The organism is Nocardioides scoriae, assembly GCF_900104965.1.
GTDB classification, from domain to species: domain Bacteria; phylum Actinomycetota; class Actinomycetes; order Propionibacteriales; family Nocardioidaceae; genus Marmoricola; species Marmoricola scoriae.
Genome location: NZ_LT629757.1, coordinates 822361 through 834234, shown reverse-complemented (window position 1 = coordinate 834234; position 11874 = coordinate 822361). Strand labels below are relative to the sequence as shown.

At 71.8% G+C, this 11874-nt stretch carries 12 protein-coding genes; 6 read left to right on the top strand and 6 right to left on the bottom strand.

Annotation, left to right across the window (positions count from 1 at the left end; all coding sequences use genetic code 11):
• From sufC to BLU55_RS03990, 5 genes are all read right to left on the bottom strand, one after another.
• On the bottom strand, nt 1-777 hold the full coding sequence (sufC, locus tag BLU55_RS04010; RefSeq protein ID WP_091726369.1) for a Fe-S cluster assembly ATPase SufC: 777 nt from the start codon (nt 775-777) through the stop codon (nt 1-3).
• A gap of 1 nt (nt 778) precedes the next feature.
• Nucleotides 779-1105: a non-heme iron oxygenase ferredoxin subunit gene (locus tag BLU55_RS04005; RefSeq protein WP_091726366.1), complete on the bottom strand. Its 327-nt coding sequence runs from the start codon at nt 1103-1105 to the stop codon at nt 779-781.
• Nucleotides 1102-2334 carry a Fe-S cluster assembly protein SufD gene (gene sufD / locus BLU55_RS04000; protein ID WP_231917038.1) on the bottom strand — a complete coding sequence of 411 codons (1233 nt, stop codon included), beginning with the start codon at nt 2332-2334 and terminating at the stop codon, nt 1102-1104. The genes BLU55_RS04005 and sufD overlap by 4 nt, the downstream gene beginning before the upstream one ends.
• Before the next feature lie 112 nt (nt 2335-2446).
• A complete protein-coding gene (gene sufB, locus BLU55_RS03995; RefSeq protein ID WP_091726364.1) occupies nt 2447-3865 on the bottom strand; it encodes a Fe-S cluster assembly protein SufB in 1419 nt (472 codons plus the stop codon).
• Nucleotides 3862-4614, bottom strand: a complete 753-nt coding sequence (locus tag BLU55_RS03990; protein WP_407938405.1) for a helix-turn-helix transcriptional regulator — start codon at nt 4612-4614, stop codon at nt 3862-3864. Before BLU55_RS03990 ends, sufB begins: the two co-directional genes overlap by 4 nt.
• 80 nt (nt 4615-4694) lie before the next feature.
• Between BLU55_RS03990 and BLU55_RS03985 the strand changes: the two genes are divergently transcribed.
• The 5 genes from BLU55_RS03985 to BLU55_RS03965 all read left to right on the top strand — a co-directional run bounded on the left by BLU55_RS03985 (nt 4695) and on the right by BLU55_RS03965 (nt 8547).
• Nucleotides 4695-5189: a mycothiol transferase gene (locus BLU55_RS03985; protein ID WP_091726361.1), complete on the top strand. Its 495-nt coding sequence runs from the start codon at nt 4695-4697 to the stop codon at nt 5187-5189.
• 44 nt (nt 5190-5233) lie between these two features.
• On the top strand, nt 5234-6169 hold the full coding sequence (locus tag BLU55_RS03980; RefSeq protein ID WP_231917037.1) for an ABC transporter ATP-binding protein: 936 nt from the start codon (nt 5234-5236) through the stop codon (nt 6167-6169).
• The gene (locus BLU55_RS03975; protein WP_231917036.1) at nt 6166-6978 is read left to right on the top strand and encodes an ABC transporter permease; all 813 of its coding nucleotides are present in this window, start codon (nt 6166-6168) and stop codon (nt 6976-6978) included. Before BLU55_RS03980 ends, BLU55_RS03975 begins: the two co-directional genes overlap by 4 nt.
• Nucleotides 6979-6980: 2 nt before the next feature.
• Nucleotides 6981-7874: a COX15/CtaA family protein gene (locus BLU55_RS03970; protein ID WP_231917035.1), complete on the top strand. Its 894-nt coding sequence runs from the start codon at nt 6981-6983 to the stop codon at nt 7872-7874.
• A gap of 133 nt (nt 7875-8007) precedes the next feature.
• Complete coding sequence (locus BLU55_RS03965) at nt 8008-8547, top strand: hypothetical protein (protein ID WP_091726359.1); 540 nt, start codon at nt 8008-8010, stop codon at nt 8545-8547.
• A 53-nt stretch (nt 8548-8600) separates the two neighbouring features.
• Here the strand turns inward: BLU55_RS03965 and BLU55_RS03960 are convergent, their stop codons facing one another.
• Nucleotides 8601-9542: a heme o synthase gene (locus BLU55_RS03960; RefSeq protein WP_091726356.1), complete on the bottom strand. Its 942-nt coding sequence runs from the start codon at nt 9540-9542 to the stop codon at nt 8601-8603.
• A 278-nt stretch (nt 9543-9820) separates the two neighbouring features.
• Between BLU55_RS03960 and tkt the strand changes: the two genes are divergently transcribed.
• Nucleotides 9821-11851, top strand: a complete 2031-nt coding sequence (tkt, locus tag BLU55_RS03955; RefSeq protein ID WP_231917148.1) for a transketolase — start codon at nt 9821-9823, stop codon at nt 11849-11851.
• The last annotated feature ends 23 nt before the right edge of the window (nt 11852-11874 follow it).

Sequence of the window (11874 nt, the reverse complement as noted above, 5' to 3'; positions counted from 1 at the left end):
TCAGACCGAGGCCGTCAGGTACTTGTCGTAGCCGTTGGCCTCGAGCTCGTCGGCCAGCTCGGGGCCGCCCTCGGTGACCATCCGACCGTCGACGAAGACGTGGACGAAGTCCGGCGTGATGTAGCGCAGGATCCGCGTGTAGTGCGTGATCAGCAGCACGCCCTTGTCGCCGTCCTGCTTGAAGCGGTTGACGCCCTCGCTGACGATCTTGAGCGCGTCGATGTCCAGGCCCGAGTCGGTCTCGTCGAGGATCGCGACCTTGGGGTCGAGCAGCTCGAGCTGGACGATCTCGTGGCGCTTCTTCTCGCCGCCGGAGAAGCCCTCGTTGACCGAGCGCTGCGCGAAGGCGGTGTCCATCTTGACCTGCTCCATGGCCGCGTTGACGTCCTTGACCCAGGTGCGGAGCTTGGGGGCCTCGCCGTCGATGGCGGTCTTGGCGGTGCGCAGGAAGTTGGCGACCGAGACGCCGGGCACCTCGACGGGGTACTGCATGGCCAGGAAGAGGCCGGCGCGGGCCCGCTCGTCGACGCTCATCGAGAGCACGTCGACGCCGTCGAGGGTCACCGAGCCCTCGGTGACGGTGTACTTGGGGTGACCCGCGATGGAGTAGGCCAGGGTCGACTTGCCGGAGCCGTTGGGGCCCATGATCGCGTGGGTCTCGCCGTCGCGGATCGTCAGGTCGACGCCCTTGAGGATCTCCTTGACGCCGTCCTGGCCCCCGTCGTCGTCGGACGCGGCGACCGTGACGTGCAGGTTCTTGATCTCGAGCGTGGCCATGTCAGTTGTCTCCCAGGGTGGTGTCGGGGTCGATCAGGACGTCGTCGCCGTCGATGCGGACGGCGAAGACAGGAACGGAGGTGGTGGCGGGCAGCCCGGTGGGCTTGCCGGTGCGCAGGTCGAAGCGCGAGCCGTGGAGCCAGCACTCGATCGTGCAGTCCTCGACGTCGCCCTCCGAGAGGGCGACCGCGGCGTGGCTGCACTCGTCCTCGATGGCGAAGACCTCCTCGCCGTGGCGGACCACGGCGACGTCGGTGCCGTCGAGGTCGAGCCGCAACGGGGTGTCGGCGACGAGCTCGGACAGCGCGCAGGCGCGCTGGAAGCTCATGCGACCACCGTCGGGGCCACCTCGCCGGCGACCACGGGGGTGGCACCGGTGAGACGACCGACGTTCTTGGCCAGCTCGGCCTCGACGGTGGTGACCAGCTGGTCCTCGAGCTCGGGGACGCCGATCTTGCGGATCAGGTCGTTGAAGAAGCCGTGCACGACCAGGCGGCGCGCCTCGGACTCCTCGATCCCGCGCGAGCGCAGGTAGAACAGCTGGTTGTCGTCGAAGCGGCCGACGGCCGAGGCGTGGCCGGCTCCCTCGATCTCCCCGGTCTCGATCTCCAGGTTGGGCACGGAGTCGGCCTGGCAGCCGTCGGTGAGGACCAGGTTGCGGTTCTCCTCGTAGGTCTCGATGCCCTCGGCGACCTTGCGGATCAGCACGTTGCCGACCCAGACCGCCCGGGCACCGTCGCCCTGGAGCGCGCCCTTGTAGACCACGTTGCTGCGGGTGTGCGGCGCGTCGTGGTCGGCGAAGAGGCGGTGCTCCAGGTGCTGGCCCTCGTCGGCGAAGTAGAGGCCGAGGAGCTCGGCCGAGCCGCCGGGACCGGAGTAGTGGACGTTGCAGTCCATCCGCACGACGTCGCCGCCGAAGCTGATCGCGACGTGCTTGTACGACGCGTCGCGCCCGACCACGGCCTCGTGCTGGGTCAGGTGCACCGCGTCGTCGTCCCAGTCCTGCAGGGAGATGACCGACACCTGGGCACCGTCGCCGACGACGACCTCGACGACCTGGGCCAGCGCGGCGCTGCCCGTGTGGTTGAGCACCACGACGGCCTTGGAGAAGGCGCCGAAGCGCAGCACCACGTGGGCCGCCTCCGTCGTCTCGACGTCGTGGCCGACGACCTCGACGCGGACCGGCTCGGCCACCTCGGCCTCGGCGGCCACGTCGACCAGCAGGGTCGAGGGCACCTCGGCCAGCACCCGGGCGGTGAACCGGCTGGAGGGGACCAGCCCGCTCACGCCGCGCAGGTCACGGGCCTCCTGGCCCTCCACCTGCACCACGCGCACGCCCTTGGGGGCGTTGTGCGTGGTGGTGGCGGAGGGACCCGCGAAGGGAGCGTCGGCGTGCAGGCCCCGCAGCCGCTTGAGCGGCGTGAAGCGCCACACCTCCTCGCGGCCGGTGGGCACCGCGTGGTCGGCGAGGTCGAAGGACCCCTCCGGGTGCAGGTGGGACAGGACCTTCTCGGGCCCCATCTCGAGCGCGTCGCGCACGGATTCGGTGACAGTCACAGATCAGCTTCCTGGGTGGTTCGGGATGTCGGTCCGGCCGGTGGATGCCGCGACCACGACGAGGACGAGCGCAGCGAGGACGAGCACGCTCGGTCGGCAGAGCGCGGAGCGCTCAGCCGACCGCGCCCTCCATCTGGAGCTCGATGAGGCGGTTGAGCTCGAGGGCGTACTCCATGGGGAGCTCCTTGGCGATGGGCTCGACGAAGCCGCGCACGATCATCGCCATGGCCTCGTCCTCCTCCATGCCGCGCGACATCAGGTAGAACAGCTGGTCGTCGGAGACCTTGGAGACGCTGGCCTCGTGGCCCATCGAGACGTCGTCCTCGCGGATGTCGACGTAGGGGTAGGTGTCCGAGCGGCTGATCTGGTCGACCAGGAGCGCGTCGCACAGCACGTTGGAGCGCGAGCCGTGGGCACCCTCGTTGACCTGGATGAGGCCGCGGTACGACGTCCGGCCGCCACCGCGGGCCACCGACTTGCTCAGGATCGAGCTCGAGGTGTTCGGCGCGGCGTGGACCATCTTGGCGCCGGCGTCCTGGTGCTGGCCCTCGCCCGCGAAGGCGATGGAGAGCGTCTCGCCCTTGGCGTGCTCGCCCATGAGGTAGACGGCGGGGTACTTCATCGTCACCTTGGAGCCGATGTTGCCGTCGACCCACTCCATGGTGGCGCCGGCCTCGCAGGTCGCGCGCTTGGTCACCAGGTTGTAGACGTTGTTCGACCAGTTCTGGATGGTCGTGTAGCGCACCCGGGCGTTCTTCTTGACGATGATCTCCACGACCGCGGAGTGCAGCGAGTCCGAGGAGTAGATCGGGGCGGTGCAGCCCTCGACGTAGTGCACGTAGGAGCCCTCGTCGGCGATGATCAGCGTGCGCTCGAACTGGCCCATGTTCTCGGTGTTGATCCGGAAGTAGGCCTGCAGCGGGATCTCGACGTGGACGCCCTTGGGGACGTAGATGAACGAGCCGCCGGACCACACCGCGGAGTTGAGCGCGGAGAACTTGTTGTCACCGACGGGGATGACGGTGCCGAAGTACTCCTCGAAGATCTCCGGGTGCTCCTTGAGCGCGGTGTCGGTGTCCAGGAACAGCACGCCCTGGGCCTCGAGCTCCTCGTTGATCGCGTGGTAGACGACCTCGGACTCGTACTGCGCGGCGACGCCGGAGACCAGGCGGGCCTTCTCGGCCTCGGGGATGCCGAGCTTGTCGTAGGTGTTCTTGATGTCCTCGGGCAGGTCGTCCCAGGTCTGGGCCTGCTTCTCCGTGGACCGCACGAAGTACTTGATGTTGTCGAAGTCGATGCCGTCGAGGTCGGAGCCCCAGGTCGGCATGGGCTTGCGGTCGAACAGCTTTAGGCCCTTGAGGCGCAGGTCGAGCATCCACTGCGGCTCGCTCTTGAGCGCCGAGATGTTGCGCACGACGGCCTCGCTCAGGCCGCGGGTCGCGTTGGCCCCGACGTCGTTCTTGTCGGCCCAGCCGAACTCGTAGCGGCCGATGCCCTTCAGTTCGGGGTTGAGCTCTTCGATGGACGTCATCGGGTGACCCTCTCGGTGTGGGTGGTGGAGCCGGAAGTAGTGGTGCTCGGAGCGGTGGAGCCTTGGACGGTGGGGATGCAGGTGGTGCAGACGCCGTCGCCGTGGGCGATGGTGGCCAGCCGCTGGACGTGGCGCCCCAGCATCCGGCTGAACGCGGCCGTCTCGGCCTCGCACAGCTCGGGGAACTCGTGGGCCACGTGCGAGACGGGGCAGTGCTGCTGGCACAGCTGCTCGCCGACGGGGATCTCGCGCACCGCGGCGGCGTACCCCTCCTCGGACAGGGTGCGGGCCAGGGCCTCGCTCGCCTCGAGCTCGGGGTGCTCGGCGGTGACGTCGTCGAAGCGACGCTCCAGCACCGAGGCCCGCCGCTCGGCGAACGCGCGGACCGCGTCGGCGCCGCCGGTCTCGGCCAGGAAGCGGATCGCCTGCACGGCCAGGTCGTCGTAGGCCTGGTCGAAGCGGTCGCGGCCGAGCTCGGTGAGCACGAAGACCTTGGCCGGTCGGCCGCGTCCCCGCGTGGTGGAGGCCCGCGGCTGGCGGGCCTCGAGGACGCCCTCCTCGATCAGCTGGTCGAGGTGGCGACGGACCGCGGCGGGCGTGAGCGAGAGCCGCTCGGCCAGGGTGGCGGTCGTGGAGGGACCGTTGTCCAGGATCGACCGGACGACGCGCTCGCGCGTCGGCTGGTCGTGCTGCTGCCCCGTCGCGACACCGGTGGCGTCGCGCTGCGGGACCTGCTGGACGATTTCCACAACAACAGTGTGCTCTTAATGGCGGAGGCCTTTCAAATAAGGCTCCCCTAAGTTTCGCGGGCGGTCGTAGCGTCTCGGGCATGGACACCCGCGAGCTGCTGCTCGACCACGCCGCCCGCATCCACGAGCTGTACGCCGCGGTCCCCGACGGCCTCGACCTCGAGCGGGCCCACGAGAAGCCCCTGGGCGTCGGCAACCCGGTCGTGTGGCTGCTGTGGCACGCCGCGCGCGTCCAGGACGACCACGTCGCGGGCCTCAGCGGCGAGCCCCAGGCGTGGGCCAGCTGGTCGTCGCGCCTCGACCTGCCGCTGCCCGTCGAGGACTTCGGCTACGGCCACGGCCCGGACGAGGTGGACGCGGTCCGGGTCGACGACCTCGACCTCCTCGTGGCCTACCAGGCGGCGGTGCACGAGCTGACCCTGTCCTACCTGCGCACCGTCGACGCCGAGGAGCTCGACCGGGTGGTCGACGACCAGTGGGACCCGCCCGTGACGGCGGGCGTGCGGCTGGTCAGCGTCATCGGCGACTGCCTCCAGCACCTCGGCCAGGCGGCGTACGTCAAGGGCCTGCTCTGAGCCTGCCCGCTCCGGCCCTCGCCCCGGTTCGTAGACTCCACCCCGTGCCCGACGCGACCTCTCCCGCCGTCGAGGTGGCGGGACTGGTGATGACCTACGGCGACAAGGTCGCGGTCGACCACCTCGACCTGCGCGTCGAGCGCGGCACCATCACGGCGGTGCTCGGACCCAACGGCGCCGGCAAGACCACCACGCTCGAGACCTGCGAGGGCTACCGCAAGCCGCAGCAGGGCGAGGTCCGCGTGCTGGGCCTGGACCCGCAGCGGCAGCGCCGCGAGCTGCTCCCCCGGATCGGCGTGATGCTGCAGGACGGCGGCGCCTGGTCCGGCGTGCGCGCGGTGGAGATGCTGCGCCACGTCGCCCGGCTGCACGCCCACCCCCTCGACGTGGACGCGCTCGCGGACCGTCTCGGGCTCGGCGACTGCGGCCGCACGCCGTACCGCCGGTTGTCCGGGGGCCAGCAGCAGCGCCTCAAGCTCGCCCTGGCCCTGGTGGGACGCCCCGAGCTGGTCTTCGTCGACGAGCCGACCGCCGGGATGGATCCCGCGGCCCGCCGCACCACCTGGGAGCTGCTCCGCCAGCTGCGCGCCGACGGCGTGACCGTGGTGCTGACCACCCACCACATGGACGAGGCCGAGCGGCTCGCCGACCTGATCCACATCATCGACCGCGGGCGCGTCATCGCGACCGGCACGCCCCTGGAGCTGACCCGGGGCAACACCTCCACGATCCGGCTCGTGGTCACCAAGCCCTTCCCCGACGGCGCCCCCGACTCGCTGCAGGCTGCCCTGGGCGGCCACATGGAGGTCACCACCATCAGCGAGGTCAGCCTGCTCGTCACCGGCCCGGCCGACAGCACCACGCTCGCCGTGGTCTCGGCCTGGTGCGAGCAGCAGGGCGTGCTGCCGGAGTCGCTCAACCTGGGCCAGCGCACCCTGGAGGACGTGTTCCTCGAGACCACCGGGCGGGAGCTGGCGTGAGCGACGAGACCCGCGTCCCCGCGGCTCCCCACCCGGTCGCCCCCGGCGTCCTCGACCTGACCCCGCGACCCGGCGGCGCGCCCCTGCTGCGGCAGGTGGCGGCCCAGGCGTCGATGGAGACGCGGCTGCTGGTGCGCAACGGCGAGCAGCTGCTGCTCGCGGTCGTGATCCCGGTCATCGTGCTGCTCGGCGGCGTGCTGGGCTCGGAGCACCTGGGCCTCGACTTCTCCCGCAGCCCGGTCGACGTCTTCGCCCCCGGCGTGCTGGCGCTGGCCGTGATGTCGACGTCGTTCACCTCGCTGGCGATCGCCACGGGGTTCGAGCGGCGCTACGGCGTCATCAAGCGCCTCGGCGCCTCGCCGCTGCCCCGCTCGGGCCTGCTGCTGGGCAAGGTCGGCGCGCTGCTGCTCGTCGAGGCGTTCCAGGTGGTGGTGATCTCCGCCGTCGCGCTCGCGCTCGGCTGGTCACCCGACCTGTCCGTGGTCGGCGCGCTGCTGGCCCTCGCGCTCGGCACGGCGGCCTTCGCGTCCCTCGGGCTGCTGGTCGCCGGCGTGCTGCGGGCCGAGGCGACGCTCGCGGCCGCCAACCTGGTCTACCTCCTGCTGCTGGCCGGGGGCGCCGTCGTGCTGCCCTCCTCGGCCTACGGCGCCTTCGGCGGCCTGACCCGGCTGCTCCCCTCCGGCGCCCTCGGCGACGCCCTGCGCACCGCCTGCTGGACCGGCGGCGTCGCGTGGACCTCGCTGCTGGTGCTGGTGGTGTGGGCCGTGGTCGGGACCGCCCTGACCGCGAGGAGCTTCCGGTGGGAGTGAACGTGCGATCGGTCCTGTCCGCCCTCGGTGACCACCCCTGGCTGCGCCGCCTCGGCTGGGCCAGCCTGGTGGCCAACATCGGCATCGTGGTGACCGGCGGTGCCGTGCGCCTCACCGGCTCCGGCCTGGGCTGCCCCACCTGGCCGCGCTGCACCGACACCTCGTTCCGGGCGCACGGCGAGCTCGGGCTGCACGGCGCCCTGGAGTTCGGCAACCGGCTGCTGACCTTCGTGCTGGCGGCCGTCGCGATCGCCACCCTGGTCAGCGCCTGGCAGTCGCGCCGCCGGGTGCTGCGGTTCCTGGCGATCGTGCTGGCCCTCGGGGTGCCCGGGCAGGCGGTCGTCGGCGGCATCACCGTGCTGACCGACCTCAACCCCTGGATCGTGTCGCTGCACCTGCTGCTCTCCCTGGCGATGATCAGCGTCGCCGTGCTCTACCTGTGGCGCATCGACCGGGACCGACCGACCCGGGGCGGCGGCCCGCGCGGGCTGGCCGCGCTCGCCTGGGCGACGTACGCCGTGTCGTGGGTGGTGCTCTACGTCGGCACCGTCGTGACCGGCTCGGGGCCGCACGCGGGTGACGCCGACTCCCCGCGCAACGGCCTCGACCCGCTGCAGCTGTCCCAGCTGCACGCCGACGTGGTGTTCCTGCTCGTCGGGCTGACCGTCGGCCTGCTGCTGGCGCTGAGCGCCACCGGGGCCGGGCGCGCCACCAGGCGGGCGGTGGCCACGCTGCTGGCCGTCGAGCTGGCCCAGGGCCTGGTCGGCTTCGTGCAGTACTTCACCGACCTGCCCGAGGTGCTCGTCGGGATCCATCTCTTCGGCGCGGCCGTGATCGCCGCCGTCGTCACCTGGGCGCTGCTGAGCGTCCTGGAGGGCGAGCGCGAGCACGCCTGAGCGGGCGTGGGGGCGACGAGGCCAGAGCTGCCCGCAAGGACCGCCGCCGAACTCCCCCGCGCCCGGGCGCGGCTGTGGTGTGATGTGCCGGTTCTCGACGCCCGAGGAGCCCTGACGCGCCCGAGGAGACGGTGTGGCCGCACGATCGACCCTGGTGGGCCTGGTGGCCCTGCTGCTCCTCGCCGGCTGCGGTGGCGGTGACGACGACGGGCCGGCCCTGGAGGCCGTGCCCCCGGCCGCGCCCGCCGACCTGTGCGCCCTGGTGCCCGCGTCGGTCTCCCGCGGCCTCGAGGCCTCCGGCAGCAGCGACGACAGCGGCGACCCGCGCGCGGTGTGCGCGCTCGGCTCGACCTCCGGCCCCGAGGTGCGGGCCGTGGTGACCTGGCTCCAGCTCGAGGACCAGGGCCCCGCCACGACCGTGTGGACCTCGCAGTGCGACGCCATCGACCGCACCCGCCTGGCCGAGCCCCGCGGCTTCGAGGTCGCGGGGGCCGACGCCACCTGCGCCGGCGCCGCGACGCGCCAGGGCACCGACACCGCCAGCGTCGCGGTGCAGCGCGGCCGCGAGGTCCTCACCGCACGGGTGCAGGGCAGCGGCGGCGAGCCGGCCGCGCTGGACCGGGCCGGGGCCCTGCTCGCAGGTGTCCTGGACGAGCTCGACACCGGCCGCTGACGGACCTCGGGGCTGCGACCCCTCGGCGACGGCCCGGCGACCTCCCGGCGACCTCAGCGACGCAGCAGCGGGTCGATCGCGACGGCGACGAAGAGCAGCGAGAGGTACATGTTGGACCAGTGGAACAGGCGCATGGGGCGCACCTCGGCCAGCTCGTCGCTCACCCGGGCGCGGCGCCACATCAGGTGCGCCTCGACCAGGAACACGGCGCCGAGCACCAGGGCCACCACGGGGTAGACCAGGCCGGTGCCCGCGACGGGCCACAGCGCCAGGGAGACCGCGACGGTCACCCAGGAGTAGGCGACGATCTGGCGCGCGACGCCCTCGGCGTCCTTGACCACGGGCAGCATCGGCACCGCGACCCGCGCGTAGTCCTCGCGGTAGCGCATCGCCAGCGCCCAGGTGTGCGGGGGCGTCCAGAAGAACACCACCAGGAACAGCACGACCGGTGTCCAGGCCAGCTCCCCCGTGACGGCCGTCCAGCCGATCAGGGTCGGGAAGCACCCGGCGATCCCGCCCCAGACGATGTTCTGGGTGGTGCGCCGCTTGAGCACCATCGTGTAGCCGAAGAGGTAGAACGCGTTGGCCGCGAGCGCCAGCCCGGCCGAGAGCCAGTTGACGAGGAAGCCCAGGACCAGGGTCGAGACCACCATCATGGTGAGGCCGAAGACCAGGGCGGCGCGCGGCGTCACGATGTGGCGCGGCAGCGCCCGCCGACGGGTGCGGCGCATCTGCTCGTCGATGTCGCGGTCCCACACGCAGTTGAGCGAGTTGGCCGCGCCGGCCGAGAGCGTGCCGCCGACGACGGTGGCCACGACCAGGCCCAGGGGCGGCACGCCGCGCTGGGCGAAGAACATCACGGGCACCGTGGTCAGGAGCAGCAGCTCGATGACGCGGGGCTTGGTGAGCCCGACGTACGCGCCCACGACGTCGCGCCAGCTCGCCCGTCCCGAGGTGGACGCGTCCGCGGACACCTCGGAGTGGAGGGCGGTCACACGGGCCTCGCCTTCGGTGGCGTGCGGGGGAACGGGCGGCGGCGACGGGCGTGGCGCTCGTCACCGGTGGTGCGGGGACCCGGATCGGGTACCACTCGGGTCGAGTCTAGACGGGCACCCCGTCGTCCCACGAACCCGCCGGACGTGACCTGGGTCCTGAGCCCGCACTAGGCTCGACTCGACGCCCGACGAGAGGATCCCCCACCGTGCCCACGAGCAAGAGCCTCGACTGGACCGAGCTGGACGACAAGGCGGTCGACACCGTCCGCGTGCTGGCCATGGACAGCGTGCAGAAGGTCGGCAACGGCCACCCCGGAACCGCGATGAGCCTGGCGCCCGCGGCGTACCTGCTCTTCCAGAAGGTGATGCGCCACGACCCGGCCGACCCCGACTGGATCTCGCGCGACCGCTTCGTCCTGTCGTGCGGCCACTCGAGCCTCACCCTCTACATCCAGCTGTTCCTGGGTGGGTGGGGCCTGGAGCTCGAGGACCTCAAGTCGCTGCGCACCTGGGGCTCCAAGACCCCGGGCCACCCGGAGTACGGCCACACCGCCGGCGTCGAGACGACCACCGGCCCCCTGGGTCAGGGCGTGGGCAACGCGGTCGGCTTCGCGATGGCCGCCCGCCGCCAGCGCGGGATGTTCGACCCCGAGTCCAAGCGCGGCGAGTCGCCCTTCGACCAGCACGTCTACGCGCTGTGCTCCGACGGCGACCTGGAGGAGGGCGTCAGCGCCGAGGCCTCCTCGATCGCCGGCACCCAGAAGCTGGGCAACCTCACCCTGATCTACGACGACAACCAGATCTCGATCGAGGACGACACCAACATCGCCTTCACCGAGGACGTGGCCGCCCGCTACGAGGCCTACGGCTGGCACGTGCAGACCGTCGACTGGACCAACGGCGGCAAGGAGTACAAGGAGGACGTCCACGCCCTCCACGACGCCATCGTCGCGGCCCGCGAGGTCACCGACCGACCCAGCTTCATCCGGCTCAAGACGATCATCGCCTGGCCCGCGCCCAACCTCCAGGGCACCGGCAAGTCGCACGGCTCGGCCCTGGGCGCCGACGAGGTCGCCGCCACCAAGAAGGTCATGGGCTTCGACCCCGACCAGACCTTCGAGGTCCCGGCCGACGTCATCGCCCACACCCGCGCCCTGCGGGACCGAGGCACGACCTACGGGAACGAGTGGGACCAGAAGTACGCCGCGTGGTCGAAGAAGCACCCCGACCGCGCCGAGCTGCTGCACCGGATGAAGAGCCACACCCTCCCCGACGGGTGGGATGCCGACTTCCCGGTCTTCGAGGCCGACCCCAAGGGCGTGGCCACCCGCAAGGCGTCGGGCGCCGTGATCCAGGCGATCGCCGCCAAGCTCCCCGAGTTCTGGGGCGGCTCGGCGGACCTCGCCGAGTCCAACAACACCACCATCGAGGGCGCCGCCTCCTTCATCCCGGAGGACCGCGCCACCAAGATGTGGAAGGCCGACCCCCACGGCGGTCGCGTGCTCCACTTCGGCATCCGCGAGCACGGCATGGGCGCGATCATGAACGGCATCGCCGCGCACGGCGACACCCGCGTCTTCGGCGGCACCTTCCTCACGTTCTCCGACTACATGCGCGGTGCCGTGCGGCTCGCGGCGCTGATGCAGCTGCCGGTGACCTACGTGTGGACCCACGACTCGATCGGCCTCGGCGAGGACGGACCGACCCACCAGCCCATCGAGCACCTCGCGGCCCTGCGGGCCATCCCGGGCCTCGACGTCGTGCGCCCCGCGGACGCCAACGAGACCGCCGCGGTGTGGAAGAAGATCATCGAGAACCACGACCGACCGGCCGGCATCGTCCTGACCCGCCAGAACGTCCCGACGTACCCCCGCGGCACCGACGGCTACGCCGGGCTCGACGACGTCTCCAAGGGCGGCTACGTGCTGCTCGACGCCGAGGACGGCACCCCCGACGTGGTGCTGATCGGCACCGGCTCGGAGCTGCAGCTCGCCGTCGAGGCGCGGAAGATCCTGGCCGAGCAGGGCGTTCAGGCCCGTGTGGTCTCGATGCCCTGCCGTGAGTGGTTCGACGAGCAGGAGCCGGCCTACCGCGAGACGGTCATCCCGCCCACCCTCAAGGCCCGCGTGGCCGTCGAGGCCGGGGTGGCCCAGGGCTGGCGCGAGATCGTCGGCGACCACGGCAAGATCGTGTCGCTGGAGCACTACGGCGCCTCGGCCGACTACCAGCGGATCTACCGCGAGTTCGGCATCACCGCGGAGGCCGTCGCCGCCGCGGCCGAGGACAGCATCCGCGTGGCCACGGGCTGATCGCCGACCCGCTGACCGCGACC

Coding starts and splice junctions, on each gene's coding strand:
- sufC (WP_091726369.1), bottom strand. CDS start 777: ATGGCCACGCTCGAGATCAAGAACCTGCACGTCACGGTCGCCGCGTCC.
- BLU55_RS03985 (WP_091726361.1), top strand. CDS start 4,695: ATGGACACCCGCGAGCTGCTGCTCGACCACGCCGCCCGCATCCACGAG.
- sufB (WP_091726364.1), bottom strand. CDS start 3,865: ATGACGTCCATCGAAGAGCTCAACCCCGAACTGAAGGGCATCGGCCGC.
- tkt (WP_231917148.1), top strand. CDS start 9,821: ATGGACAGCGTGCAGAAGGTCGGCAACGGCCACCCCGGAACCGCGATG.
- BLU55_RS04005 (WP_091726366.1), bottom strand. CDS start 1,105: ATGAGCTTCCAGCGCGCCTGCGCGCTGTCCGAGCTCGTCGCCGACACC.